The 26,318-nt window shown below is 60.3% G+C and carries 19 protein-coding genes; 11 read left to right on the top strand and 8 right to left on the bottom strand.

Annotated elements, in window-relative coordinates; genetic code table 11:
• Window positions 1-6: 6 nt before the first annotated feature.
• On the top strand, window positions 7-2,124 hold the full coding sequence (locus FIV03_RS27235; RefSeq protein ID WP_152511674.1) for a DEAD/DEAH box helicase: 2,118 nt from the start codon (window positions 7-9) through the stop codon (window positions 2,122-2,124).
• A gap of 252 nt (window positions 2,125-2,376) precedes the next feature.
• Here the strand turns inward: FIV03_RS27235 and FIV03_RS27240 are convergent, their stop codons facing one another.
• From FIV03_RS27240 to FIV03_RS27255, 4 genes are all read right to left on the bottom strand, one after another.
• Window positions 2,377-3,777, bottom strand: a complete 1,401-nt coding sequence (locus tag FIV03_RS27240; protein ID WP_152511675.1) for a right-handed parallel beta-helix repeat-containing protein — start codon at window positions 3,775-3,777, stop codon at window positions 2,377-2,379.
• Entirely contained in the window at window positions 3,770-4,213 is a 444-nt protein-coding gene (locus tag FIV03_RS27245; protein ID WP_023001766.1) for a DUF4440 domain-containing protein, read from the bottom strand. The genes FIV03_RS27240 and FIV03_RS27245 overlap by 8 nt, the downstream gene beginning before the upstream one ends.
• Window positions 4,214-4,264: 51 nt before the next feature.
• Window positions 4,265-5,287: a ligase-associated DNA damage response exonuclease gene (locus tag FIV03_RS27250; protein ID WP_152511676.1), complete on the bottom strand. Its 1,023-nt coding sequence runs from the start codon at window positions 5,285-5,287 to the stop codon at window positions 4,265-4,267.
• A gap of 92 nt (window positions 5,288-5,379) precedes the next feature.
• The gene (locus tag FIV03_RS27255; RefSeq protein WP_152511677.1) at window positions 5,380-6,285 is read right to left on the bottom strand and encodes a DUF4189 domain-containing protein; all 906 of its coding nucleotides are present in this window, start codon (window positions 6,283-6,285) and stop codon (window positions 5,380-5,382) included.
• A gap of 137 nt (window positions 6,286-6,422) precedes the next feature.
• Here FIV03_RS27255 and FIV03_RS27260 point away from each other — a divergent pair, with 137 nt between their 5' ends.
• The 4 genes from FIV03_RS27260 (at window position 6,423) to FIV03_RS27275 (ending at window position 11,064) form a co-directional block, all read left to right on the top strand.
• The gene (locus FIV03_RS27260; RefSeq protein WP_152511678.1) at window positions 6,423-8,927 is read left to right on the top strand and encodes a ligase-associated DNA damage response DEXH box helicase; all 2,505 of its coding nucleotides are present in this window, start codon (window positions 6,423-6,425) and stop codon (window positions 8,925-8,927) included.
• Window positions 8,924-9,661 carry a ligase-associated DNA damage response endonuclease PdeM gene (gene pdeM, locus FIV03_RS27265; RefSeq protein ID WP_023001770.1) on the top strand — a complete coding sequence of 246 codons (738 nt, stop codon included), beginning with the start codon at window positions 8,924-8,926 and terminating at the stop codon, window positions 9,659-9,661. Before FIV03_RS27260 ends, pdeM begins: the two co-directional genes overlap by 4 nt.
• Window positions 9,662-9,711: 50 nt before the next feature.
• On the top strand, window positions 9,712-10,665 hold the full coding sequence (locus FIV03_RS27270) for an AraC family transcriptional regulator (protein ID WP_152511679.1): 954 nt from the start codon (window positions 9,712-9,714) through the stop codon (window positions 10,663-10,665).
• 111 nt (window positions 10,666-10,776) lie between these two features.
• Entirely contained in the window at window positions 10,777-11,064 is a 288-nt protein-coding gene (locus tag FIV03_RS27275; protein ID WP_152511680.1) for an antibiotic biosynthesis monooxygenase family protein, read from the top strand.
• Here FIV03_RS27275 and FIV03_RS27280 read toward each other — a convergent pair.
• The 4 genes from FIV03_RS27280 to FIV03_RS27295 form a co-directional block, all read right to left on the bottom strand.
• Window positions 11,061-12,191 carry an AI-2E family transporter gene (locus FIV03_RS27280; protein ID WP_152511681.1) on the bottom strand — a complete coding sequence of 377 codons (1,131 nt, stop codon included), beginning with the start codon at window positions 12,189-12,191 and terminating at the stop codon, window positions 11,061-11,063. The two genes, FIV03_RS27275 and FIV03_RS27280, sit on opposite strands and share 4 nt — an antisense overlap.
• A gap of 189 nt (window positions 12,192-12,380) precedes the next feature.
• A complete protein-coding gene (locus FIV03_RS27285; protein ID WP_152511682.1) occupies window positions 12,381-13,163 on the bottom strand; it encodes a TIGR02186 family protein in 783 nt (260 codons plus the stop codon).
• The gene (locus tag FIV03_RS27290) at window positions 13,160-14,089 is read right to left on the bottom strand and encodes a sulfite exporter TauE/SafE family protein (RefSeq protein WP_031269647.1); all 930 of its coding nucleotides are present in this window, start codon (window positions 14,087-14,089) and stop codon (window positions 13,160-13,162) included. The genes FIV03_RS27285 and FIV03_RS27290 overlap by 4 nt, the downstream gene beginning before the upstream one ends.
• Window positions 14,090-14,510: 421 nt before the next feature.
• On the bottom strand, window positions 14,511-18,572 hold the full coding sequence (locus tag FIV03_RS27295) for a peptidoglycan-binding protein (protein ID WP_152511683.1): 4,062 nt from the start codon (window positions 18,570-18,572) through the stop codon (window positions 14,511-14,513).
• Between the two features lie 422 nt (window positions 18,573-18,994).
• Between FIV03_RS27295 and FIV03_RS27300 the strand changes: the two genes are divergently transcribed.
• The 6 genes from FIV03_RS27300 to FIV03_RS27325 all read left to right on the top strand — a co-directional run bounded on the left by FIV03_RS27300 (window position 18,995) and on the right by FIV03_RS27325 (window position 26,179).
• The gene (locus tag FIV03_RS27300; protein WP_023001777.1) at window positions 18,995-19,456 is read left to right on the top strand and encodes a MerR family DNA-binding transcriptional regulator; all 462 of its coding nucleotides are present in this window, start codon (window positions 18,995-18,997) and stop codon (window positions 19,454-19,456) included.
• Between the two features lie 332 nt (window positions 19,457-19,788).
• The gene (locus FIV03_RS27305) at window positions 19,789-21,585 is read left to right on the top strand and encodes an acyl-CoA dehydrogenase C-terminal domain-containing protein (protein WP_152511684.1); all 1,797 of its coding nucleotides are present in this window, start codon (window positions 19,789-19,791) and stop codon (window positions 21,583-21,585) included.
• A 104-nt stretch (window positions 21,586-21,689) separates the two neighbouring features.
• Complete coding sequence (locus FIV03_RS27310; protein ID WP_023001779.1) at window positions 21,690-22,328, top strand: glutathione S-transferase; 639 nt, start codon at window positions 21,690-21,692, stop codon at window positions 22,326-22,328.
• Between the two features lie 27 nt (window positions 22,329-22,355).
• Window positions 22,356-23,564: an acetyl-CoA C-acetyltransferase gene (locus tag FIV03_RS27315; RefSeq protein ID WP_152511685.1), complete on the top strand. Its 1,209-nt coding sequence runs from the start codon at window positions 22,356-22,358 to the stop codon at window positions 23,562-23,564.
• A 2-nt stretch (window positions 23,565-23,566) separates the two neighbouring features.
• Window positions 23,567-23,950, top strand: a complete 384-nt coding sequence (locus tag FIV03_RS27320) for a cupin domain-containing protein (RefSeq protein ID WP_023001781.1) — start codon at window positions 23,567-23,569, stop codon at window positions 23,948-23,950.
• 18 nt (window positions 23,951-23,968) lie between these two features.
• Window positions 23,969-26,179 (top strand): 3-hydroxyacyl-CoA dehydrogenase NAD-binding domain-containing protein, encoded by a 2,211-nt coding sequence (locus FIV03_RS27325; protein ID WP_152511686.1) that lies wholly within the window; start codon window positions 23,969-23,971, stop codon window positions 26,177-26,179.
• Window positions 26,180-26,318: the final 139 nt, after the last annotated feature.

Consider the following 26,318-nt stretch of genomic DNA (forward strand, 5'->3'; position numbering starts at 1 on the left):
ATTTCTATGACCGATTTGACTTCTCTCGCCCCGGCGCTGAAGGCCGCGCTGGCGAAACGTGGCTATGAAAACCTCACCTCCGTGCAGGAAAGCGTTCTAAGCGACGCTCCGCCGGAAGCCGACCTTCTGGTGTCAGCGCAGACCGGGTCCGGCAAGACCGTTGCCTTTGGCCTCGCACTCGCCCCGACGCTGCTTGACGGCCAGGACAGTCTCGGCCAGGCAGGCGCTCCCATTGCGCTGGCCATTGCCCCGACCCGCGAACTTGCCCTTCAGGTGAAGGAAGAACTGACCTGGCTTTATAATGAAGCCGGCGCCGTAACGGCCTCTTGTGTCGGCGGCATGGACCCGCGCACCGAACGGCGGACACTGGAACGCGGTGTTCATATTGTCGTGGGAACGCCTGGCCGCCTGCGCGATCATATCGAACGTGGCGCACTGGACCTGTCGGAAATCAAGGCTGTCGTGCTCGACGAAGCCGACGAGATGCTCGACATGGGCTTCCGCGAAGACCTGGAATTCATTCTGGATACCGCGCCGCAGGACCGGCGCACGCTGATGTTCTCAGCAACGGTTCCAAAGCCGATTGCAGAACTCGCCAAGCGCTTCCAGAAGGATGCCGTTCGCCTGTCGACCATCAACGCTCGCGAACAGCACGGCGATATCGACTACGTCGCGCATCCGGTTGCCCCGAACGAGCGCGAAAACGCCATCATCAACGTGCTGCGCCAGCATGAAGCGGAAAAGGCAATCGTCTTCTGCTCGACGCGTGAAGCCGTCAGCCGGCTGACATCGCGCCTTGCGAACCGCGGTTTCTCCATCGTGTCCCTTTCCGGCGAACTCAGCCAGGAGCAGCGCTCCAGCGCACTGGCCGCGATGAAGGACGGCCGCGCCCGTGTGTGTGTGGCAACCGACGTTGCCGCACGCGGTATCGACCTGCCGAACCTCGATCTGGTGATCCACGCCGACCTGCCGACAGGCAAGGCCGCCCTGCTGCACCGCTCCGGCCGTACGGGCCGTGCCGGCCGCAAGGGCACCTGTGTGCTCATGGTTCCCTTCCCGCGCCGCCGCCAGGCAGAGCGCGTGCTGCATTTTGCCGGCATCACGGCGACCTGGAAGGGGGCTCCGACCGCAGACGACATCCGAGCCAAGGACAAGGAACGGCTTCTGGCCGATCCCGCACTCAAGGTGGAACTGGAAGAAGAAGAACTGGCGATCGCGAACGAGCTGCTTGCGCTTCACAGCCCGGAACAGCTTGCAGCCGCCTTCGTCAAGCTGCGTCAGTCGCGTCTGCCCGCTCCGGAAGAAGTCTCCGATCTCGATGAGACGTCGCTCCGAGGCAGGGATGCCGGCTCGCGCGGTGGCCGCAATGCGGAAATCACCGGCAAGTTCGATGACGGCATCTGGTTCTCGCTGTCGCTCGGCCACCGCCAGCGCGCAGAACCGCGCTGGATCCTTCCGATGATCTGTCGTGCCGGTCACGTCACCAAGAAGGAAGTCGGCGCGATCAAGATCTTCCAGAACGAGCTCTACTTCGAAATCGCCGGCAGTCATGGCCAGCGCTTCGCCGATGTGGTCAAGCGCGAAGGCACGGGCGAGGAAAATGCCACCATCACACTGCTTGATGCACGTGGCGGCAAGATCCCTGCCCCGCCGAAGGAAGACGGCTTCCGCCGTGACCGGTCCGACCGTTCCGGCCCGCCCAAGCGCCGTCCGCGTGGTGCAGATGCACCGGACTATGAAAGCCTCGGTGCCGAAGACAGCATGAAATCCGGCCGGCCGAAGCGCGAAGGCAGAGGCAAGTTCGACGGTCCCAAAGGCAAATTCGACGGGCCGCGCGGCAAGTTTGACGGACCTCGTGGCAAATCCCGCCGCCGGTCCGGTGACGACGATTTTGTGCCGCACCACCCTGCCTACGAGCCTCTGAACACCAAGGAACTGGCTCGCGACCTCGACGGCGGCGACCGCGCTCCCAAGCGCAAGGAACGTGCCGCTGATGGCCCGGACGGCGATCGGCGCAAGCCGCGGACCCGGTCTGCCGCCAACTCCGCGCCGCCCAAGAAAAAGGCCGCAAAGAAAAACAAGCCGTCGCGCGCCGAGCGCAAGGCCTCGAAAACAAAGCCCTGACAGAAAGCCGGTAACCTGTGTCACCGGCAAAGACGATGAACCAGACTTGCCTCGCCTGTCGTCATCCCGGCCAAGCGTAGCGCGAGCCGGGACCGGGGAGGCGCAAGCCTTTCTGTTTTCAGGTTTTTCTTAAAGTCATCGGTACCCCGATCCCGGATCCTCGCTTCGCTGCGTCCGGGATGACAAACAGAAGGGCCTGTGAACAACAACAGCCGGTGACCCGTGTTACCGGCTTTTTTCATTTGAACCGGTCTAGGTCTGTCCCGTCTTGCAGGTATCCGGCGCAGGCACGGATGAACCAACATCGGGCTGGACGATGACAGTGTCCGTGTGCTCGTCATCGGCCAGAAAGCTGTTCTGCAGGAAGCTTCGCGACGAGGGCGAGGCATTCTTGTTGCCTTCTATCACTGTTCCCTCTATCGGCCGGTTCAGCATTTTTGCCCGGAACGGACTGCCGAGATAAAGGTATTCGAAGTCTCCCACAAACAGATTGTCCCGGACCGTGTTGCCGTCGTCCTCGATCCGGATGCCCGTGACAAGGTTCTCGAAGCAGTTGTCCTGGTACGTGTTGTCTTCGGCGAAATCCTCGTAAAGGTGCAGCTCCATCGGAAACGGCCATCTGGGAGCAAGCGCGTTCTTGTCGACAAAACCGGCGATGAGTTCCGGGTTGAAGTGATATCCCAGAAAACTGTCGGACTGCCCCCATGGGCGGTCACCCATCATCGGGGCCAGTGAAACCGGACTGTCGTAAGGGCTCTTGTCGCCGCAGTCCCACATCACCAGATCGCGCGCCTGGCGCGAGGCAACCCAGATGCCGATGTCCATGTTCCGAAAGACGTTGCCGCGGATGACATTGCCGTCCGATCCTTGCAGGCGCGGTCGGCTTTCCGGGTTGGTGGTGTGGAACTCCCAACAGTTCTTGTAGTGAAAGATGCCGCCGAAAGCGTTGCTGTCGAAGATGTTGTTTTCGATCAGGTTGTACGCGGATCCATCCACGGACAGGCCTTCTCGGCGGGTCGGGCCGATGCGCCGGATGCCCTTGTTGGTGAAGAGGCCATTGTTGCGGATCAGATTGCCGGAAACGACGTTCTTCTGCGACCCATGCTCCAGATAGATGCCAACATGATGACCATCGGCAACGATGGAATTACGGATCGTTGCGCCGACAACGTAGTGATCGACAAAGACACCTGTCATGTAGGACTTGGTGATGGTCAGATGGTCGAGCACGACCCCTTGGGACGAATTTGCCCGCGCCTCGTCCCGCGCCGCCGCGTCATCCGACGGCGTTTGACCTTCAATCAGGATGCCGCCGGTATCGTCGAGGCGACAATCGCGAATGGTGATGTTTTTCAGGCCTGGCCGAATGGTAATGCCGCGCCGGTGCATGCCCGTGATCGTGCCACCGCGGCAATCCAGCAGGATGTTGTCGGCAGAAATTACGACCGGTTCCGTATAACGGCAATCGGTCTCCAGCAACACCTTGCCAGGCGTCATCTCCGGAAGTGTGCAGGCTCGCAAGGTTTCCGATGCTGGCGTCAATGCCCCATAGATAGCCTGCGTTTCGCCCGCTGCGGTTCCCGACAGGACCGAAAGCAGGCAAAGGATCGGCAGGGCAAGGCACCCTGCCCTCCGGCCTGTCGTTCTATTCATTGACGATGCAGGCAATAACCCAATCCGCTCCGTCCTGGATAAGCTGATAATGGCAGGTGAACTCGAACACGGCTTCGCCGTCCGCCGTTTCCTGGCTCCAGTCGAGGGTCACCAGTGCGACCGAGCCGCTCACGTGGCTGGATACGACGTGAAAGTCCGAATGGGACACGCCTTCCTTTTCCAATGCCTGAAGGAGCGCTTCGATGTTCTCGATCAACTCCTCGTCGTCGTTGAAGACATGCCCCTTCTCGTGCTGCCAGATGATGGTCGGCAGGGCGAAGCAGTCGCAGATCCTGTCGATGTCATAATCGTTGAAGCCGGCCTGATAGTCGTCAAAGAGCTGTGCAATCGCCTCTTCGGCTTCGCCGTTGGCACCAGCCCCGGCGCCGTTTGTCTGGCCGTTGCCGGCACCTGCAAATTCACCGTCGTCCGCCATGACTGCCTCTCCCCAAAAGGAAATAAATGCCGCAATTTCGCGTGAGCCGGATCAGCCTTGTGCGGCCCGCGCAACGTCGGCGTCCTCGCCGTCGTCATAGCCTATCATATTGAGCGGGCGGGCGTTTCGTCCATTCAATTCGCACCAGTGGACAAGTGCCTCCTCCGCGCCATGGGTCACCCAGATCTGCTCGGCACCCGTTTCCAGAATGGTGCGGCAAAGGTCGTCCCAGTCGGCATGGTCGGACAGGATCAGAGGCAACTCTGCCCCTCTTTGACGCGCCCGCGCCCGAACACGCATCCACCCCGAGGCCATCGCCGCGACCGGATCACCGAACCGGCGGGACCAACGGTCCGAAAGCTGGCCGGGCGGACACATGACGATTTCACCGGCAAGCTCCTTGCCGCGCTGGCCGACAGGTTCGACATCGCCAAGTTCGATCCCCTGGCTTCGGTAATAGGCCGTCAGCTTCTCCAATGCGCCGTGAAGGTAGACCGTCTTTTCGTAACCGGCCGCCCGCAATTCTGCGAGAACACGTTGCGCCTTGCCGAGCGCATAGGCACCGACCAGATGGGTCTGCTCCGGAAACAGCTCCAGCGACGACAGCAGCTTGGCAATCTCCTCTCGCGCCGGGGGATGACGAAACACCGGCAGGCCGAAGGTCGCCTCGGTAACGAAGGTATCGCAGGGCACCACTTCGAAAGGCGCGCAGGTCGGGTCTGCCTGCCGTTTGTAGTCTCCCGATACGACGGTTCGCCGCCCGGCAGATGACAGCAGAACCTGTGCAGAGCCAAGTACATGACCTGCAGGGTGCAGTGAGATCTCGACATCCCGAAGCTTCAATGCCTCGCCATATCCGATCGCCTGTGCCGATCCGCAGAAGTTCTCGCCATAGCGGATTGCCATGATGTCGAGCGTCTGGCCCGTTGCCAGCACCGCGCCATGGCCCGAACGCGCATGATCTGCGTGGCCATGCGTGATGACTGCCCTTTCGACCGGGCGGACGGGGTCGATATGTACACCTGCTTCAGGACAATAAAGGCCTTCGGGTGTCAGCGTCAGTAGATCGGACATCCGTCGCTAGATAGGTCTGATTTGCGGATGTGCCATGGCCATGCGTCGAAAAGGTCGCATGGCCATGGCGTCGTGGTTCACTAGCAAGTGGCTCACTGGCAATAGGAATACTCGATACGGCAGCCGCTTGCGCCGCTGTTCGAGCACCAGCCCATGGCAAAGTTCATCGCTGCCTGCTCGCTGTCGCCAGCGCCAATACCGTTGCTGGAAGGCGAAACAGCCAATGCATGGCACCTTGCCTGGGTGGCGTCCGCAATCCGGCATTGATTGTTGCCGCAATATTGCATGGCGAATTGTTCCGCGGCTGCCCTGGTGGGGGCAGCACCATGACCAAAGGCTCCGCCAGGAGCCAGGGCAAACGCCATCCAGCCACCACCGAGTTGCTGAGCCACTTTCGTGGCCGGCTGCGCAGACGCCTGCGCACCACAAGCTTGATAGACACCGGCAATCTTCGAGCCGTTGGAGCACATGATCCCGCCCCACTGGAAACCGCGCAATCCGCTGTCGGTCACGACTTCAAACCAGTCGTAGCCGTCCATTCGAACACCACTGTTTTTCAGGATGGTGACCCAGTTCCCCTCCGAAAGGCTGCCGACCTGCGCGAAATTCGTTCCCGGACCTGCGCGCAACTTGCCCCCTCGAGATTGGCCCTGGAGATTCAATTGCGTTTCATTCTTTCCAACAGCGTTGCTTGCCTGGCTCTGGCCGATGGAATCTGACGCCGCTATTTCGCAGTTATGCGACACGTCTCCAAGCCAGAGTTCAGGAACGGCTTTAGCCCGCTCAAAAGAGATTTCCTCGTCATCGTTGAAGTAACCACCCCGCCCGTCCGGCACCAGGATTGTCTTGCCGTTGATATCCTCGAGAATTGCGCGCCCCTCTTCCGGGATCGTTTCAATGAAGACGAACTGATTGCCGAGCTTGCAACGGTAATTGAGGCTTTCCGAAGCATTTGCGCTTCCACCTGCACAAAGAACGGTTACTGACAAAAGTCCCATAAATACCAATGTTTTCAAAAGAACCTCCCCTAGGTCATATTCGCGCAGAATTGACCATAGGTCACCTGAACACAAGCTGAACAATCAAGGAACATTCCCCCTCGCCTTTCACCCATCCCTGGCCTAAAACCAAAGCCATGGACGTGCAGTTGCTACCAAACAGATTCCAAAGCTGGTTTGCCTCGCGGGGATGGGCTCCAAGGCCCCATCAGCTGCAACTGATCGATCATCTGCAACAGGGCCATTCCACCCTGCTGATTGCGCCAACGGGCGCCGGGAAGACCCTGGCCGGGTTCCTGCCAAGCCTGGTGGAACTGGAAGCACAGGGCAAAAGAAAACCCGGTTCCGCGGGCAATGGCATCCACACACTTTACATCTCGCCGCTGAAGGCACTTGCGGTCGATATTGCCCGCAACCTGGAGGCTCCGGTTTCGGAAATGGATCTTGCCGTCCGGCTGGAAACCCGCACCGGTGACACGCCCTCTCACAAGCGCCAGCGGCAAAAGCTCAATCCACCGGACATTCTGCTGACCACGCCGGAACAGATTGCCCTGCTTCTGTCGGATCCTGCCTCGGCACGGATGTTTGCCTCGCTTCGAACCGTTATTCTGGACGAGTTGCATGCGCTGGTGACCTCCAAGCGTGGCGACCTCTTGGCACTTGGCCTGGCACGGCTGAGGCGTCTTGCCCCGAACCTCAGGACCATAGGCCTGTCGGCAACTGTCGCCGAACCGGATGACCTGCGCGCCTATCTTGTCGATCAGCCCGACCCGAATGGCCGGGCGCTGTCTCATGTCGTTGAGGTTGCCGGTGGCGCCAAGCCCGACATCTCGATCCTGGAGAGCGAAGAACGCGTTCCCTGGTCCGGCCACTCGTCGCGCTATGCCATTGCCGACATCTACAAGCTGATCAAGGCGCACAACGTATCGCTGCTGTTCGTCAACACGCGCAGCCAGGCCGAAATGGTGTTTCAGGAACTCTGGCGCATAAACGAAGACACGCTGCCGATCGCGCTGCATCATGGCTCTCTTGATGTCGGCCAGCGGCGGAAAGTCGAAACGGCCATGGCCTCCGGTGCGCTGAAGGCCGTGGTTGCCACCTCCTCGCTGGATATGGGCATCGACTGGGGCGATATCGATCTGGTGGTCAACATCGGTGCGCCAAAAGGGGCCAGCCGCCTTGCCCAGCGGATCGGCCGTGCCAACCACCGCATGGACGAACCGTCGAAGGCGATCCTCATCCCCTCCAACCGGTTCGAGGTGCTCGAGTGTCAGGCGGCCCTTGCCGCGTCGATGCGCGGCGATCAGGACACGCCGCCGCTGCGCCAGGGCGCGCTGGACGTGCTTGCCCAACATCTGCTCGGCCTTGCCTGCGCAGACCCGTTGGATGCGTTGGATGTCTTTAATGAAATACGGTCCTCTGAAACCTACAGGCATCTCGACTGGGAGACGTTCGAGCGGGTGCTCGATTTCGTCGCTACCGGCGGCTACGCACTCAAAAGCTACGATCAATATGCCAAGCTGCGGAAAGGCCAGGACGGGCTTTGGCGGATTTCCCACCCGAAGATCGCACAGCAATACCGGCTGAACGTCGGCACCATTGTCGAAGCCCCGATGCTGAAGGTGCGGCTGGTGCGCTCCAAGGCCGCGGGGCGAAGAACACCCGTCGGCCGCGGCGGGCGTGTTCTGGGTGAGATGGAAGAGTATTTTCTGGAGCAGATGGCGCCGGGCGACACGTTTCTTTTCGGCGGCGAGGTGGTGCGTTTCGAGGGCATCCGCGAAAACGAGGCCTATGTTTCGCGCACCACATCGGACAATCCGATGATCCCGTCCTACATGGGCGGAAAGTTTCCGCTCTCCACCTATCTCGCTGAAGGCGTCCGCACGATGCTGGCGACACCCGAGAGCTGGAAGGCGCTGCCCGAACAGGTGCGCGACTGGCTGAACATCCAGAGGGAGAAATCCGTCCTGCCTGCAAGGGACGGCTTGCTGGTGGAGACGTTTCCGCGCGCCAACAAGCACTACATGGTCTGTTATCCGTTCGAGGGACGACTGGCACACCAGACACTTGGCATGCTGCTGACCAAGCGTCTGGAGCGGCTGGGTGCGAACCCGCTCGGCTTCGTCGCCAACGACTATGCCCTTGCCGTCTGGGGCCTCGGAGACCTGTCTCTGCTGTTTTCTTCCGGCAGAATTCCTCTCGACCGATTGTTCGAGGAAGACATCCTCGGCGACGATCTGGATGCCTGGCTCGCCGAATCCAGCCTCATGAAACGTACGTTTCGTAATTGTGCCGTCATTGCCGGTCTGATCGAACGCCGCCATCCGGGGCTGGAGAAGTCGGGCCGGCAGGTAACCGTATCCTCGGACCTGATCTATGACGTGCTGCGAGCCCATGAACCAGACCACATATTACTCAAGGCAACCTGGAACGACGCCGCCGAAGGACTTTTGGATATCTCGCGTTTGGGGGAACTTCTTGCCCGGATCCGAGGACGAATCACGCATACTGAACTCCCGCACGTCTCTCCCCTCGCCGTGCCAATTCTCCTGGAAATAGGGAAGGAACCGGTCTACGGGGAGGCCATGGACACGCTGTTGGCAGAGGCAGCCGAAGAACTCGTACTGGAGGCTATGGAATGAGTGCCCTGACATCCCATTTGCGCAAATATGCTGCTGCGCCGGTATGTCATGACATTCAGATCAATGGCCAGCTGGTCGGTCTGCACGACAGCGGGATCTTGTGGTGGCCGGACGAGTCCACCCTGATCGTCGCGGATCTCCATCTTGAAAAAGGGTCCAGCTACGCCCGGCGCGGCGTGATGCTTCCGCCCTATGACACCGGAGCAACGCTGGAGAAGCTTGCCGGCGTAATCGATGCCTTCGATCCGGCTTGCGTCATTTGCCTTGGCGACAGTTTCCACGATCCCGACGGCTCCGACCGGTTGCCAGCCCCCTATCGCGCGATGCTGACGACCCTTCAGCTCGGCCGTGAATGGATCTGGGTCACGGGAAACCACGATCCGATTGCACCGGTACGCCTGTGCGGTGTAACGGTCGACGAAATCACCATCGGCCCGCTGACCTTCCGGCACGAACCAATCGAGAAGGTCGGTTCCACGTCGACCGCAGGAGAAATCTGCGGACATCTGCATCCGGCCGCCCGCGTGCGCCGCTTCGGCCGCTCGATCCGGCGGGCCTGCTTCGTTACCGACGGCACCCGTCTTGTCCTGCCCGCCTTTGGCGCGTTGACCGGCGGGCTCAATGTCACAGATGAAGCCTATGGCATGCTCTTCCGGCGACGGCAGTTTTCCGTTTTCATGCTTGGTAATGACCGCCTGTTCCCCTTCACTGCCAGCCGTCTGGTCGGGGACTGACGCTTCATCTGCCGCTTGTGCTCATGGCTGCCGTTGGCTAAGCCAGAGCTATGCTGACGAATTCTCCCGTACAAGCTTGCCACTCCGTCTATACCGACAGTGCTTCACCAGCAATCGCTGCACTGAGTGATGCCGTTCGGAAGTTTGCGAAAACGGAAGGGGTCACTCCGTCCCCTCTCGGCTCCGTCTGGGCTCTGAAACTGTCGGAATGCCTTCCCTATCACCGTGGCCGGAACAAGGGACTTTCCGTCGCCGTTGCCGTCTCCGGGCTGAAACGCGTTTGCCTGGGTGACGAGCAGATCGTCAATGACCCTAGCCAGGTTATCGCGTTTCATGGTGACGCTTCTTACAGCGCAGTTGTCGAGGGCACACCGGCAAAGCCCTATCTGGCCCTCAAACTGCAATTGTCACCTGAGCTGATTGCTCAAACACTGGTTCGCCTTGCCGAAACCGATGCCCATGCGTCTTCCCCGGCCAAAGGCGCGCTTATCTCCTGTGAACCACTGGACGATGAACTTGCCGGTTCGCTGCTGCGCCTCGTCACCTCTTTTCGGGATCCAGCCGACTGCCATGTGCTGGCACCGCTGTGCCTGCAGGAAATCTGTTACCGGATCCTGCGGTCCGACGCCTTTGGCGTCTTGAGGACCCTGGTCAGTGCAAGGGATGAAAGGCTGGTCAAGGCCTTGCGCTATATCGAGACCCACGCGGCACGTCCGGACCTGACGATTGCCGAAATCGCAGCCGAAGTTGCCATGAGCCCCTCCCATTTCGCACATGGTTTCACTGCTCTGTTCGGTCAGTCGCCGCTTCAATACCGCAAGCAGGTACGCCTCGACCGCGCCCGGCAACACCTACTGACGTCAAACGCCAGCGTGGCCCGTGCAGCCGAGGCTGCCGGCTATGCAAGCACGTCCCAGTTCACGCGCGATTTCAAATCCTCTTTCGGCATGGCTCCGCGCCAATATGCCGAAACGCTGGCCCCACCTCGCCAGAACGATACTTGAGGAAAGTTCCGCAGGATCGGGCAGCCGTTCAGCAGGAATGGATCTGCCGCCAGCTGTCTTGGCTGTTTATCCCATTCCGGCAACATACAGCCGACGCGGAAAGGATCCCCCATGGCCATAAAAGTTGTCGTTCAATTCAAGGCGCTCAAGGACCGGCAAGAGGCGTTTGAAGCCATCATGCACTCGGTTTCGGCCGATCTTCCGCGCGTGTCCGGATGTCAGGGTGTCGAGGTTCTGAAAGACATGGATGATGCATGCCGCTTCACGCTTGTCGAAAGCTGGGAAAACAAAGCAATCCACAAGGCACATATCGACGGACTGATTGCTGACGGAACCTGGGCCATGATTTCCGGCCATCTCGCCGAAGATCCGGTAAGTGGCTATTTTCAGACGCTCTAGCGATCGGGCAAGGTCGTCGCTTCAGGCGGCCTTTTCTCGCCTGCCTTCACCCAAGCAATGGTCAGTTCGTAGAACACCGCCAGGATGACAGGTCCGAGGAAGAGACCGATCAAGCCATAGGCAATGGTGCCGCCGAGAACGCCGATCAGGATCACCAGCATCGGCACGTTGAGGCCACGGGACATCAGAATTGGCCGCAGGACATTGTCGATGAGCATCACCGGAACCATCAGCACGGTGAACAGGAGTGCCGGCACCAGGTCCCAGGAGCTCCAGGCCCAGATGATCGTGGGAACAATCACCAGTGCCGGGCCGATCTGGATGATGCACAGGATCAGCGCCACGAAGGTCAGGACGCCGGCAAGCGGCACGGAAAACGCAATCAGCACGATCCCCGTCAGCAGCCCCTGGACGACAGCAACCCCAATGACACCGCGCGAGACGTTGCGGATGGTTGCACCGGCCAGATCGACAAATTCAGATCCGCGCGGTGCGATGATGCGGTCTGCAAACAGCTTGGTGCCCTTTGCCAGGGACGGGGCGGGCACAAACAGGCAGCCTGCGAGAATGATGGACACGATGAAGAACAGCACGCTGCCACTGAGCGTAGCCAGAACTCCGAGGATGCGGCTGCCGGCCGGAACCAGCGTCGGCCCGACCTTGGCCAGGAGTTGTTCCAGCCCCTGACCGGCGAGTTGCCAGATTTCGGAAATCTTGGCACCGACGACCGGCACCCCGGCGAGTTTCTCAGGCAGGGGCGGCAGCTTGAGGACGCCGTTCGCCATGCCGTGGTACCAGCCCTGAAGCGTGTCCACGAGACTGACGATCAAGACGGCAACCGGACCGATCACGATTGCAAGACAGAAGAGCGTGATCAGGACTGCGGCAAGAACCTTTCGTCCACCAAGCCTGGCGGCAAGCCAGTCAAAGACCGGATAGAGTGCGACCGTCAGCACCACCGCCCAGACCAGGAACAGAAAGAACGGTGCGACGAGCTGAAGTGAAAAATAGGCAAAGAGCCCCAGAACGCCCAGGCGGATGGCGATATCGATGACCTTGGCATCCAGCGTCGGGTCCGGTTTCACAACTGTTTCCACCCGTGGTGTGGATGAGGGTTCTTCTGTCATATCCGCCTGCCCCAACAGTCTGAAAATTCTGTGGACTTGAGAATAGCCGCGGCGGCGGCAAGCGCCAGCGGAAAGTGCGCAAACATGCGGTTTCCGACGATACCAATCGGCGTTTGGTCAGATGGGTAAGCCGGGGAGGACACGATCGGCTCGAGAAGACAAGATCGGGAGGGCCGAGATCGGGACTGCCTAGTCCTTGCGGAAGATCACACCGGCGAGCCAGCCTGTGAAAATGGCCAGTGACACCGCGAGGAGGCCATAGAAGAACGGATAGGACTGCGCCAGTTCAAAGGTGACCTGTTCGAAACCGCTTTTGGCAACAGCCAGCGTCTGCTCCGTCTGGGCCACCACCTCGCCATGGAGGAAGAGGAAGCTTTTGACCTTGTAGTCTCCCACCGGGATGTTGGCCGGCAGGGGAATATTTGTTCGGAACATCGTATCTGTCAGAAAGGTGATCGAAGTTTGCTGTTCCGAGTAAAGACCCATCTGCTCCCGCAGCCGGACGAAGGCACGGCGAAAATCATCCCTGTCTGACAGTGCGACATTGGAAACGCCCGAGACAGCCAGGTTGATGTGGTTGAGGCCGATGCCAAGGTCGTCAAGAACCGTGCGGTTCGCAAGGTTGCCGATATTGATGGTGCTGGCGACCGCGTAGTAGGAGGGAACGTTCTGGAACCGCTCGGCCTCACGGTTCACCCAAACACCCAGAAAACGGCCCTTGCGCCGCGTAGTGATGTCCTGCGGTGGCCCCTCCACGACGATGGCCAGTTCATAGCCGCTCGGATCGTTGGGTTGGCGCTCGATGTTGCTGGCCTGCCCGAAGATGACGATTTCCGTGCCCGTGAAATTGGACTGGATCGAGATCAGATCCGAGGACAGGGACGTCACCAGTTCCTGGTTCGGCCGGCTCTGGGCAGCAGCGCCGGTTGCCAAGCCAACGACAATCGACAGAAGCAGGATCAGCCGGCTCATGCCCCTGCCCCCTTCCGGATCGCGATGGAATAGAAATCGTCCGGTGTCAGCAGCAGGTCGACCGCAAAGCGCAAGCCGACAGCCAGGACCAGAAGCGCAAGCAGCAGACGCAATTGATCGCCGCGCAGGTTCTGGCCCATGCGGGCCCCGAACTGGGCTCCGATCACACCGCCGACCATCAACGTCATGGCCAGAACGATGTCGACAGTCTTCGTGCCCATGGCATGGAACACGGTTGCAGCTGCCATCGTGAAAAGGATCTGGAACAGGGATGTGCCGATGACGATGCTGGTGGGCACGCGCAGCAGGTAGATCAGCGCAGGCACCATCATGAAGCCGCCGCCGATCCCCAGGATCGTGCCGAGAAAGCCGATGATCGCGCCAAGGCCGACAACCGGGATGATGCTAACATAAAGCTTGGAGCGCCGGAAACGGACTTTCAGCGGCAGCCCGTGGATCCAGTTATGCTGACCGGGTTTGCGGGCTTTGGGCGCAACGCCGGACTTGCGCCGACGGATGGCACGGATGGATTCGAACAGCATCAGGCCGCCAATGGCGCCCAGGAACGTCACATAGGACAGCGAAATCACGACATCCAGCTGACCGATGGACTGCAGAACCTCAAACAATATGACGCCGATAAACGACCCTATGACACCGCCGCAGAGCAGGATTGTGCCGAGTTTCAGGTCAATGGCCTTTCGTCGCCAATAGGTGACGACGGCCGATGACGAAGAGGCAACCACCTGCGTGGTGACAGTGGCAACGGAAACCGCGGGCGGGATACCGGAGAAGATCAAAAGCGGCGTCAGCAGAAAGCCACCGCCAATACCGAACAGCCCCGACAGAAAACCCACGGCGCCGCCCATGCCGAATATCACGAAGATATTCACCGGAATCTCGGCTATGGGCAGGTATAATTGCACGGGATCAACCGGAAAACTGCAGAAATGACTGCGTAAAGATTACGATGAAATGGTTAAAGACCTGTACAGTCCGGCATGTCAACCGGCCAGCAGGTCGGTTTGGTTCGGTTCGCCGATTTTAGACAAGTGCCAGGCGGAATTCGACCATTGCGTTGCGGATATATCCCGCGTTTCGGTCTGTTTTTGAAACCACGCCTATAGTGCTTCGCATTCGAATATCTGACTGCATTCAGGGTCTGCCTGTTCCATCGGCGAATAGGCAGTAGCGCCGTTGGCGAAGAATTTTCCATTTCGTGTCACCGTGAACAAACGATGCGGGCCGCAATGTGAGAACACCCAGCCGGGCATCTAGCCCGGCTGGGTGTTCGTTTCATCAGGTCGCCGTTTGTCGCGCCCATCCCCGGATGCCTGAAGGGATGGTTTAAATCGCCTGGCTCTTCAACTCGTCCAGCAGACGGTTGTCGACTTCTCCGGTTTCCGGCATTCCGATGCTCCGCTGGAAGGCGCGGATCGCGCTGCGGGTGCGCGGGCCCATCTGGCCGTCCGGGGTACCGGTGTCAAAACCGAGGTAGTTGAGCTTGTCCTGGGCTTCCTTGACCATGGCCGTGTTGTCGGGCGCCTGGATCGACACCTTTTCCGCCGGCAATGTAGCGCTGTCCACCCAACCCGGCTCCATCGTCACCTTGTTGGCCGCCGCGTTCGGTGTCTTCAGCTTGAAGTTTTCGACCGCGAGCCGGGCATTGGCCAGGGTTTCCTGGTCCATCATGTTGGCGACATCGTCGCGGCGCTTGGCTGCTTCCGGATCGCCCTGATCGGCTGCAATCGCGAACCATTTGTAGCTGGCGACAAGGTCCTTATCGACGCCGATGCCGCCGGCATAGAGGATGCCCAAGTTGAAGAGGCTGTCCTTGACGCCGAAATTGGCGGCTTCTTCGAACCACTTGGCAGCAGCTGCATAGTCAGGCTGTTCACCACCTCCCTCGGCATAAAGAACCGCGAGGTTATGCATGGCCTTCGCATTACCGGCTTCGGCTGCCTTGGAATACCAGGCCTTTGCCTTCGGCAGGTCCTTGTCGACACCACGGCCCTTTTCGTAGAGGCTTGCGAGCCTGTACTGGGCAGGCGCGAGCCCCTTGTCGGCCGCTTTCTGATACCAGACTGCTGCCTTGGACAGATCCGCCGATACACCGCTGCCTTCGGTGAATTTCACACCCACCAGGAATTCTGCGGCCGCATTGCCGCTGGCAGCAGCGCTACGCAGCGCCATCGGGCCAACGCCTTCCGGCGGCAGATTTGCAAGGAGGCTTGCCGGAGCACCCGCTTCGCTTGCCGGTTGGAACCCGGACACAGTGCTTTCACCTGCTTTGCCAAAGCTGCTTGCAACGCCTGCGGGCGGCGCGAACGCCAGTTCGGTTTCAGGGGCAAGCGGACCGGACGCGGAAGCAGCCTCAACATTATTGCTTTCGGTAACCGGTGTCGTTTGCGGCGGCGCGGACTGCGCTGATGCAACGGCCGGGGCCTGTTCTGGCATCGTGTCGGCTGTCTCGTCCGGCATCGCACTGACAGCCCCGGTTTCTGCGCCTTCAGCCGCAGATCCGACGCCGCGGCTCTCTGCAAGAGCGACCTCGCTGGTAACCTCAACGTCCGGCTGAACGTCGGCTTGTACCGGAGCAGCGTCTGCCATTTCCGGCGCAGGAACAGCTTCAACGGTTTCCGGCGTGTTCGCGGCAAGCTGATCGGCCTCTTCCGGGCCACCGGTTGCCAGGCGGAACACCTGCAGTGTTCCGATCAACAGGACAACGGCGGCAGCCGTATAGAGAATGGCCCGACGACGGCCGCTGGAGGCCTGCGGAGCTTCCGGTGCCGGGCGATCACCCGGCAGAACGGTAGCATCCTGGGTTTCAAACGCCTGGTCGGCAACGTCCTCGGCATTCAGCTCCAGATCTCCGACCGGTTCGGCCTTGTCTTCCTTCGCAGCGGACTTGTCGCGCTTGAGAACGTTGCGCAGCCAGCCGACACGGGCCTTGCCGCGTTCCTCATCGGCAGCTTCAGGTTCTTCCGTTACCTTCTGCCGCTTTTCCAGCTGTGCAGCTTCCGCGGAAGCTGCCTGTGCTGCGCGGCGGGCTGCTGCGATGAAGTCTGCCTTGCGATCACGGGTCCGGTCATCGGCACGCGGTGCATCAGCGGTCTGCTGCTCGCCTTCCGTCTTCCTGGCCTGGGGGGCCTTGGAGAACAACGGGGCCGGTTCGTCAACCTTGATCGGCGAGAAGCTGGAGGCCGGCGTTTCACCGAAGTGGTCGGCACGTTCCAGGTTGTCAAGGCGCTCGGTCAGCGAGCCCAGCACGGACTTGACCCCGTCAAAGGTGTTCCGCGTCCGTTCGTCAGTGCCTTCAGCAGCGTCAAGCAACCGCTTCAGATCGGACTGAAGTTCCGTGATGGCCTGATCGTACTGGCCGCTTCCTGGTGCCGGTGCGCTTTCGATCGCTTCCCTTGCCGCTTCGCGGGCGATGCCCACAACGTCCGAGCGGGTTTTTTCCAGGCCCTTCTCGATCCGCTCCAGGAACGGCGAGAACTGCTCCATGCTGAACGCCTGCGTAGACGTGCTTTCGATCTGTTCCGCAAGCGCGGCAACCTTGGCTCCGAGCTGTTCGAAACGGCTGTCGTCGGTAACATCGGCACCCTTCGACACGATCTGCGCCAGATCGGCAATCCGCTGCTCGAGCGCTTCTGTCGATGCCGGTGCGGACACGCTGGCACGCATGGATCCGATCTCCGCGCGCAGCTTGTCGAGGTCGGATGTCGTGACCGTGTCTTTCGGCTGATCCAGACGTGCAGTCAGATCGTTCAACCGCTCCTGAAGCTGGGCCATGAACTTGGTGTCCGGCGCATTGCCGCCGGACCGCATCGCGGCCGCATCCAGAACCGGCACGGGGCGCGCGGACTTCTTTTCGATCGCATCGATCTTGCCGGAGATCGTTTCCAGACGCTGTTCCAGCGCTGCAAAGGCGCCCGTGTCGGTCGACGGAAGCGGACCTGCCTGCTCCATCCGCTCGAGACGGTCCACGATCTCATCGAGACGCCGGTCAACCTGACCCAGATGCTGAGTGTCCACCGGAGCTGCGCGGTCGTCGGCCATCATGCCGACGATGTCTTCCAGGCGGCCCTGCAGCCTGGAGATCGTTTCCGGCTCGGGCATGCGCTGTTCCATGGCGGACAGGCGGCTGTCCAGGCCGCGCTGTTCCCGGGCCAGGACTTCCAGATCGTCGAGGCGGCCGGACACGAACTTCATCCGGTCATCGATACCCTCGACAAGACCCTTGATATCGATCTGTTCGACAAAGCCGCGCACTTCTCGCAGTTCCGCGCGAAGCGGTTCGATATCGGCATGGCCCTTGCGCTGCAGGAGCTCTTCCATGCGTTCGGCAATGCTGACGACCCGGTCTTCCAGCACCATCATGTGCTCGGACCGCGGCAGCGCGGCAAAGGCGTCCTCGATTTCATTGAGGCGCGCAGTCACACCGCGCAGGACGCGGGGATCCACAGACGCACGGGACAATTCATCGAGGCGCTGCAGGATATGGGCATACCCGTGCTCGAGGGTCTGGAGTGCCCCTTCCACGTTCGTGCGGCCGACCATGTCCTTCAGGTCGGCGACTTCCTTGCGGATCTCGCGGGCAAGCTGGTCGTTCTTCTTGTCGGCGCGCAGACGCTCGACCATGTCGGACAGGCGACGCAGTTCCGCATTCTGCCGGCTCACGGTTTCATTGGTGCCGCGCGACAGGCCGCCAAGTGCCTCGCGCAACGAACCAAGCTCATCGCGAACCTGATTGAAGGCCTGTTCCTGCGGCGCTCTCAACGCGTCGATGCGGCGGCCGAGGTCCTTGTAGATATGCATGGACGCTTCGCTTCTGGAGCGTACGTCCCGATCGCGCTGGCGGGAGGGCTGCGGCGCATATTGCGCTTCGTAGGCATCGTCCTCGTCATAATAGGGTTCGTCAGCCGGCAGATTGTCGATGGCATAGCTTCCCGGGCGAGGACGTGGCGTCGGCGCTGGCCGAAGCGACTCATCCCGGTAGTCCGCGCGATGCTCCTGGCGATAGTCTTCCCTTGGGTCCGGTCTCGCAAGCCCCTGCACCTGTTCGTCCAATCGGTCGAGCGCACCCATGACTTCATCAATGCCCGGCTCGCGCCGAGACACCCTGCGGCGCGGTGCAGACTGGTGAGGCTCCGGCCGACGCACTTCGGTCCGGCGTGGTTCCGCCTGGTCGGCCAGTAGCCGGTCCAACTCGTCGGCCACGGCGTCGAGATCCTCGTCACGTTCCTCGGAGGGATAACGGTCATTTTTGCCAAGCGCCGTTGCAGTGCGCGTCAACCGTTCTATCCGGTTTCGCGCCGGCTCGCGGCGTGGTGCATCGTAAAAGTCGTCGCCTTCATACGCATCACGGCCGCGGCGTCCTGCCTCGTTTTTCTTCCAAGCCGGCATCTCTTGACCCTGGGCTGACGGTCATTCAGACCGCTGATGAAACAGGCTGCGCCATGATTCCGTCGAGGACGGGACAGGCACAGCGTTTTGAAAGACTTTGTCGTTTTAGGGTAAACAGGCCGTTAATTGGCCTTGCTAAATGCAAAAACAGACTGTTTTCGAATGAAAATCCGATGTTCACGCGATCAGGGTGACGCGAATCGGCAAACGCTGCGTTAACGAATTTTTCCCCTGCGACCTTCCGTGACTGGACCTTAACGCAAACGTAAGCTAAACAGTGCGCAAGAAACCGGCTGAGCCACTGTGCACACAACCGCATCGCCTGAGAACGCACTGGAGATCATGTCTTCGGAGCGGGTTTCGAAAACTGCAAAACATCAACGATGAGCCGGACAACGGCTGAAAAACGAGAACAAACTGCTATGAGCGAAGCGCTTTCGATCCTCAATGAAGACGATCTTGTGGACGTTGTGTCCGCAAACGACGACAGCACGAAGAAAACCCAGTTCACAATCGGCGACCTGGCGAAAGAATTCGACTGCACCCTGCGCACGCTGCGCTTTTACGAAGACAAGGGGTTGCTCAACCCCAAGCGCGACGGCCTGAACCGCGTCTATAACCGCCGCGACCGTGCCCGCCTGAAACTGGTACTGATGGGCAAACGCGTTGGCTTCTCCCTGTCCGAGATCCGCGACATGCTCGACCTTTACGACCTGCGCGACGGTCAGGTGACGCAGCTCCGCGTCGCCCTGTCCAAGTTCAACGAGCAGATCGCCGTTCTGGAAGATCAGCGCAAGGACATCGAACAGGCCATCGAGGAACTGTCGCGCACTGTCGAGATCGTTTCCGGCATGCTGAAGCACAAGGAAGCGGAAGAGGCATAAGTCCCTTTCCTTTCGACCTCAGAGTTTTGAAACCGCTGGCGGCAACGCCGGCGGTTTTTGTTTGTGCGGACGTCAACTTGCAATTTCTGCGAGAACAGACGCCCTTTTTCCAAAAACTGTGAAATTCCCCAAAAACGACACCTCGCAACACGATTTCGCGTACGGGACCTTCGGAAATCATTCCCATCAGCATGTTTTAGGCGTATTTTTTTGACAACCCTTCCGTTGGGACACCACTTGCCGGGCAATAACAACACGCGTATATAGGCCTCAAGGTGACGTTTACGGAAACGTAAGGTCGAGACATAAACGGCAGATCTGGGAGGATTTCCATGCCGAGCTATACCGCTCCCGTCGATGACACGCTTTTCCTGTTGAAGGACGTGTTCGGCTATGACCGATATTCCAACCTGCCAGGTTTTTCCGATGCGCCTCTCGACCTTGTGGAAGCGATCTTGCGCGAAGGTGGCAAGTTCGCGGAAGAAGTTCTCCAGCCGCTGAACCAGACCGGCGACAGCGAAGGCTGCACGCGCAACGACGACGGCACGGTCACGACACCAAAAGGCTTTCTGAAAGCCTACAAGGCGTTTTGCGAAAACGGCTGGGGCACCTTGTCGGCGGACGCGAATTACGGCGGACAGGGCCTGCCGCATACTCTGACCACTGTCTTCAATGAATTTGCCTCTTCGGCAAACATGGCTTTCTCGATGTACCCGGGGCTGACTGCAGGGGCCGTTGCGGCCCTGACGATCCACGGCACGGATGATCAGAAGCAAACCTACCTTCCCAACATGATCGCCGGAACCTGGACCGGCACCATGAACCTGACCGAACCGCACTGCGGAACGGATCTCGGCCTCATCCGCACCAAGGCGGTGCCGCAAGCCGACGGCTCCTACAAGATTACCGGTACCAAGATCTTTATCTCAGCCGGTCAACACGACATGGCGGAAAACATCATCCACCTGGTGCTGGCCCGCATCGAGGGTGCCCCGGACGGCACCAAGGGCATTTCGCTGTTTGTCGTGCCCCGCAACGCGATCGGCGACGATGGCTCCGTGGGAGACAACAATGGCGTTTCCTGCGGCTCGATCGAGCACAAGATGGGCATTCACGGCAACGCCACCTGCGTGATGAACTACGACGATGCCACCGGCTGGCTGGTCGGGGAAGAGAACAAGGGCCTGCGCGCCATGTTCACCATGATGAACGAGGCCCGCCTCGGCGTTGCGGTTCAGGGGCTCTCCCAGTCGGAGGTCGCCTATCAGAATGCCGTCATCTACGCCAAGGATCGCATCCAGGGCCGCGCCCTCACCGGACCGAAAAACCCGGACAAGCCCGCCGACCCGATCATCGTGCATCCGGACGTGCGCCGCACCTTGATGCAAATCCGCTCGTTCAACGAAGCCGCTCGTGCTCTCGTCATCTGGACCGCGCTACATGGCGATGTCTCGCACAGGTCCGACGACGAGAAGTCCAAGCAGTTTTCCGACGACATGATGGGACTGATGACACCTGTGCTCAAAGGCGTTCTGACCGACACCGGCTTTGCCAACGCGGTCAATGCCCAGCAGCTTTACGGTGGCCATGGCTACATCAGCGAGTGGGGCATGGAGCAGTTCGTTCGCGATGCCCGTATTGCCATGATTTACGAAGGCGCCAACGGCATCCAGGCACTGGACCTCGTCGGCCGCAAGCTGCCCGCGAACGGCGGTCGGGCAGTCATGAGCTTCTTCAACGAGGTCAATACCTTCCTGAAGGAGAACAAGGACAACGAAGCCCTTGCCGCCTTCACCGGGCCATTGAAGAAGGGCATGGACGATCTTCAGGCCGCGACCATGTGGTTCATGAACAACGCCATGAAGAATCCGGACAATGCCGGAGCCGGCTCCGTCGACTACATGCATCTCTTCGGACTTGTTGCCCTTGGCTACATGTGGGCGAAGATCGCAAAGGCCATTCAGGAAAAGGTCGCGGAAGGTGCAGGCGACAAGGCCGAATGGCTGGAAACCAAGCTGACCTTCGGGCGTTTCTTCATGGAACGCACCTTGCCGGAAACCGGTGCCCATCTTGCCCGAATCTCGTCCGGGTCCGAAACCATGATGTCGGTTGCCGCGGACGCTTTTTAAGGCGTCCGCGGGCCAGCTCGCTGATGGCGGAAATTTGAGCCCGCAAATCGAAACCGGCGGCTATAGTCGCGTTCCAATTTGATTTGCGAGGGGAATTTCAAGTTATGGCTGAATACGTTCTTCACTGCATGGCCCAGTCGGGACACTCCTACAAGGTGGCCCTGATGCTGGAGCTGTGCGGCGCCGACTGGAAGCCGGAGTGGGTGGATTTCTTCAACGGGGCCACCCGCACCGAAGAATTCCGGGACACGCTGAACGAGATGGGTGAAGTGCCGGTGCTTGTGCATGGTGACGACATCCTGACCCAGTCCGCCGTCATCATGGACGACCTGTCCGAGAAGTTCGGCGCCTTTGGCTGGGAAAACGATGAAGAGCGGCGGGAAATCCTGCGCTGGACGATCTTCGACAACCAGAAGGTTTCCGGCTTGCTCGGTCCGCTGCGCTTCCTGCGCACATTGATGAAGACCGGCGAGACGGACGTCGTCAAATGGCTCGACGGGCGGTCGAAATCCGCCCTTGCCATCCTGGACAAGCATTTCGCGAAGAATGACTTCGCCATCGGCAAGAAGCCGACAAGCGCTGATTTCTCGCTGTGCAGCTACCTCTTTTACGAAGGTGAGCTCGGGATTGATCTCGAGGCTTATCCGAATGTCACCAAGTGGCTGGGGCGGATCAAGGCTCTGCCCGGCTGGAAACATCCTTACGACCTCATGCCCGGCCATCCCTTGCCGGATAAGACCTGAGGCCAATCCGATCTAGAGGAGGATCTGATGCCCGAAGCCTATATCTACGACCACGTGCGCACTCCGCGCGGACGCGGCAAGAAGGACGGTTCGCTGCACGAAGTGCCCGCCGTCCGGCTTGCGGCCACCGCGCTGGAAGCGATCCGCGACCGGAACGGTCTCGACACGACCCGGGTGGACGACGTCGTCCTGGGCTGTGTCGACCCGGTCGGGGAAGCCGGAGGCGACATTGCCCGTGCGGCGGTGTTTGCGGCCGGTTACGACAAGTCGGTTCCGGGCATGCAGATCAACCGCTTCTGCGCCTCCGGTCTCGACGCGGTCAACATGGCTTCGGCCCAGGTCATGGCAGGCCAGCACAAGCTGGTGATTGCCGGCGGCGTGGAAAGCATGAGCCGTGTCGGCCTTGGCGCCTCCGGCGGCGCCTGGCCGATCGAGCCGCAGGTGGCCATCCCCTCCTATTTCATGCCCCAGGGCGTCTCGGCTGATCTGATTGCCACCAAATACGGTTTTTCGCGCGATGACTGCGATGCCTATGCGGTGGAAAGCCAGAAGCGCGCCGGCAAGTCCTGGGAAGATGGCCGGTTCTCCAAATCCGTCGTGCCGGTGAAGGACGTGAACGGCATCACCATTCTGGACCGGGACGAGCACATGCGGCCGGAAACCGACATGCAGTCGCTCGCCTCGCTCAACCCCTCCTTCGAAATGATGGGCAACATGGGCGGTTTCGATGCGGTCGGCATCCAGGCCCACCCGGAAATCGAAAAGATCACCCACGTGCACCACGCCGGCAACTCCTCCGGCATTGTCGATGGCGCTGCCGCCGTTCTGATCGGTTCCAGCACCGCAGGCCGTTCCTCCGGCCTGAAGCCGCGTGCCCGCATCAAGGCTTTCGCCAATATCGGTTCCGAACCGGCCCTGATGCTGACCGGTCCGGTGGATGTTACAGAAAAGCTTCTGAAAAACGCCAAGATGGACATCAAGGACATTGATCTCATCGAGATCAACGAAGCCTTTGCCTCCGTCGTCCTGCGTTACCAGCAAGCCTTCGATCTTGATCCGGCAACGGTCAACGTCAACGGCGGTGCGATTGCCATGGGCCATCCTCTTGGAGCCACCGGCGCCATGATCCTTGGCACCGTGCTCGACGAACTGGAACGCCGCGATCTCAACACCGCCCTCGTCACGCTGTGTATCGGCGCGGGCATGGGAACAGCGACCATCATCGAGCGGGTCTGATCATGATCAGCAACATCGACAGGGAATTCGCCCAGATCACCGACTACTGGTCGCCGCGTGTGGTGGCCGACGTCAACGACCAGAGCGTCAAGCTTGCGAAGCTGAAAGGCGAGTTCGTCTGGCACGACCACCAGGACGAGGACGAGCTCTTCTTCATCATCAAGGGCAGCCTCACCATCCGCTACCGCGACCGGGACGATGTCGTCCTGAACGCCGGCGACATGCACGTCGTGCCCAAGGGCGTCGAGCACAATCCGCTCGCAGAAGACGAATGCTGGGTGATGCTGTTCGAACCCGCAGAGACCAAACACACCGGCGACGTTGTCGTCGACGGCACGAAGACGGCTGCGCAACAGCGCGCCCATCTGCAGTCGACCGGCGCCTGACCCGAGGAGGACCATCAAATGAGCTACAAGAATTTCACCGTTGAAACCGATGAGGACGGTTTTGCCCTGATCACCTGGGACATGCCGGAAAAATCGATGAACGTCATCGATCTGTCGGTCATGGACGAGCTGGATGCCCTGGTCGACCAGGTGGCAAGTGACGACGCCATCAAGGGGGCCGTGATCACGTCCGGCAAGTCCACCTTTTCCGGTGGTGCCGACCTGACCATGCTGGAAGGCCTTCTGAAGGACTTTCACATCAAGCGCGGTAACGATGCGGAAGCTGCGGCCAAGGCTCTGTTCGAAGGATCGCGCAAGCTGTCTCAGGTCTACCGCAAGCTGGAAACCTGCGGCAAACCCTTCGTCGCCGCCGTTGCCGGCACCTGCATGGGCGGCGGTACCGAACTGGCGCTGGCCTGTCATGGCCGCGTCGTTGACGAAGGCCTGAAAATGGGTCTGCCGGAAGTCAAGGTAGGCCTCTTTCCGGGCGCCGGTGGCACCCAGCGTGTCATGCGCATGACGGACGGACAGCAGGGCATGCAGTTTCTGCTCCAGGGCCGCACCCTGCGGGCACCGCAGGCCAAACAGATGAAACTGGTGGATGAAGTCGCCCCGACCAGGAAACTGGTCGCCGCCGCCAAGAAGATGCTGAAGGCAGGCCTCGACCCGGTCAAGGACTGGGACAAGAAGGGTTACAAGCTGCCGAACGGCAAGGTCTATTCCCCCGCCGGTTTCCAGTTCTGGCCGGCCGCCAATGCGATCTACCGCCGCGAGACCTATGACAACTATCCGGGTGCCCGCTACCTGCTGCGCTCCGTCGTCGAAGGTCTGCAGCTGCCGATGGATCTCGCGCTTCAGGTGGAAAGCCGCTACTTCGCCAAGGTGCTTCAGGCTCCGGAAGCCGCCAACATGATCCGCTCGCTGTTCGTCTCCATGCAGGAGCTGAACAAGCTGGCCCGCCGCCCGGTGGACCAGCGCCCGAACAAGATCCGCAAGATAGGCATTCTCGGCGCAGGCTTCATGGGTGCAGGCATTGCCTATGTCACGGCACAGGCGGGCATCGACGTCGTCCTGATCGACCGCGACCAGGAAGCCGCCGACAAGGGCAAGGCTCATTCCGAAGAGCTGATCACCAAGGCGATCAAGCGTGGCCGGGCGAGCGAGGAGCAGAAGGATAAGCTTCTGTCGAAGATCACCGCCACCGTCGATTATGAAGCCCTGGCAGATTGCGATCTGGTGATCGAAGCCGTCTTCGAAGATCGCGATATCAAGAAGGCGGTGACGGAGAAGGCCGAGGCGGTGATGAAGTCTCGTGCCATCTATGCTTCCAACACCTCGACCCTGCCGATCACCTCTCTGGCGCAGGCGTCCAAGCGGCCGAAGAACTTCATCGGCATTCACTTCTTCTCGCCCGTCGACAAGATGATGCTGGTGGAAGTGATCCTCGGCAAGCGTACGTCCGACCGCGCACTTGCCGTGGCGCTCGACTATATCAAGGCCATCAAGAAGACCCCGATCGTCGTCAATGACAGCCGTGGCTTCTACACCTCGCGCGTGGTCATGACCTATATCCGCGAAGGCCTGATGATGCTGGCGGACGGCGTTCCGGCGGCGATGATCGAGAATGCGGGCAAGATGGCCGGCATGCCGGTCGGACCGCTGTCGCTTGGCGATGAAGTGGCGCTGGATCTTGCCTGGAAGATCGTCTCTGCAACTCGCAAGGACCTCGGCGTCAAATACGTCGAAGGCCCGCTCGACAACATCCTGGAAGAGATGGTGGTGAAGCAGGAACGTTTCGGCCGCAAGAACGGCAAGGGCTTCTACGACTACAAGGGCAAGGACAAGAGCCTGTGGCCCGGCATTCCGGAAGTCACCGGACAGCCGAAGCCTGCAGAGAGCTTCAACATCGAAGAACTCAAGCAGCGTCTCCTGGTGATGCAGGCGCTCGAAACCGCCCGCATCTTCGAGGAAAAGTGCCTAACGGATGTGCGTGAAGCCGATGTCGGCTCCATCCTTGGTTTCGGCTTCGCGCCCTATACCGGCGGTACGCTCAGCTATATCGACATGATGGGCACTCCGGCCTTTGTCGACTTGTGCAAGAAGTTCACCCGCAAGTGGGGACCGCGTTTCAAGCCAAACAAGCTGCTGAAGGACATGGCGAAGGAAAACGAGACGTTCTACGGCAAATTCCCGCCGAAGGCGGAGGCCAAGGTCAAGGACGCAGCCTGATCGACAACCGATGCCGCTTCCGGACGGGAGCGGCATCGCCCTGTCGCATTCGCCAGCAATTGTTAGCATTTTACGACAAAACTTGATCCGGCGTGACTTGTCATGCACAGTTCTGCCTGGAATTAAGCATGGGCAGGCT

The organism is Labrenzia sp. THAF187b, from assembly GCF_009363375.1.
Lineage (GTDB): Bacteria > Pseudomonadota > Alphaproteobacteria > Rhizobiales > Stappiaceae > Roseibium > Roseibium algicola.

What these genes read in the sequence shown, in the direction of transcription:
- FIV03_RS27255 (WP_152511677.1), bottom strand. Translation starts at nt 6,285, where the DNA reads ATGGGACTTTTGTCAGTAACCGTTCTTTGTGCAGGTGGAAGCGCAAAT.
- FIV03_RS27260 (WP_152511678.1), top strand. Translation starts at nt 6,423, where the DNA reads ATGGACGTGCAGTTGCTACCAAACAGATTCCAAAGCTGGTTTGCCTCG.
- FIV03_RS27280 (WP_152511681.1), bottom strand. Translation starts at nt 12,191, where the DNA reads ATGACAGAAGAACCCTCATCCACACCACGGGTGGAAACAGTTGTGAAA.
- FIV03_RS27305 (WP_152511684.1), top strand. Translation starts at nt 19,789, where the DNA reads ATGCCGAGCTATACCGCTCCCGTCGATGACACGCTTTTCCTGTTGAAG.
- FIV03_RS27300 (WP_023001777.1), top strand. Translation starts at nt 18,995, where the DNA reads ATGAGCGAAGCGCTTTCGATCCTCAATGAAGACGATCTTGTGGACGTT.
- FIV03_RS27275 (WP_152511680.1), top strand. Translation starts at nt 10,777, where the DNA reads ATGGCCATAAAAGTTGTCGTTCAATTCAAGGCGCTCAAGGACCGGCAA.
- pdeM (WP_023001770.1), top strand. Translation starts at nt 8,924, where the DNA reads ATGAGTGCCCTGACATCCCATTTGCGCAAATATGCTGCTGCGCCGGTA.
- FIV03_RS27315 (WP_152511685.1), top strand. Translation starts at nt 22,356, where the DNA reads ATGCCCGAAGCCTATATCTACGACCACGTGCGCACTCCGCGCGGACGC.
- FIV03_RS27240 (WP_152511675.1), bottom strand. Translation starts at nt 3,777, where the DNA reads ATGAATAGAACGACAGGCCGGAGGGCAGGGTGCCTTGCCCTGCCGATC.
- FIV03_RS27250 (WP_152511676.1), bottom strand. Translation starts at nt 5,287, where the DNA reads ATGTCCGATCTACTGACGCTGACACCCGAAGGCCTTTATTGTCCTGAA.
- FIV03_RS27325 (WP_152511686.1), top strand. Translation starts at nt 23,969, where the DNA reads ATGAGCTACAAGAATTTCACCGTTGAAACCGATGAGGACGGTTTTGCC.
- FIV03_RS27310 (WP_023001779.1), top strand. Translation starts at nt 21,690, where the DNA reads ATGGCTGAATACGTTCTTCACTGCATGGCCCAGTCGGGACACTCCTAC.
- FIV03_RS27285 (WP_152511682.1), bottom strand. Translation starts at nt 13,163, where the DNA reads ATGAGCCGGCTGATCCTGCTTCTGTCGATTGTCGTTGGCTTGGCAACC.
- FIV03_RS27295 (WP_152511683.1), bottom strand. Translation starts at nt 18,572, where the DNA reads ATGCCGGCTTGGAAGAAAAACGAGGCAGGACGCCGCGGCCGTGATGCG.
- FIV03_RS27245 (WP_023001766.1), bottom strand. Translation starts at nt 4,213, where the DNA reads ATGGCGGACGACGGTGAATTTGCAGGTGCCGGCAACGGCCAGACAAAC.
- FIV03_RS27270 (WP_152511679.1), top strand. Translation starts at nt 9,712, where the DNA reads ATGCTGACGAATTCTCCCGTACAAGCTTGCCACTCCGTCTATACCGAC.
- FIV03_RS27320 (WP_023001781.1), top strand. Translation starts at nt 23,567, where the DNA reads ATGATCAGCAACATCGACAGGGAATTCGCCCAGATCACCGACTACTGG.
- FIV03_RS27235 (WP_152511674.1), top strand. Translation starts at nt 7, where the DNA reads ATGACCGATTTGACTTCTCTCGCCCCGGCGCTGAAGGCCGCGCTGGCG.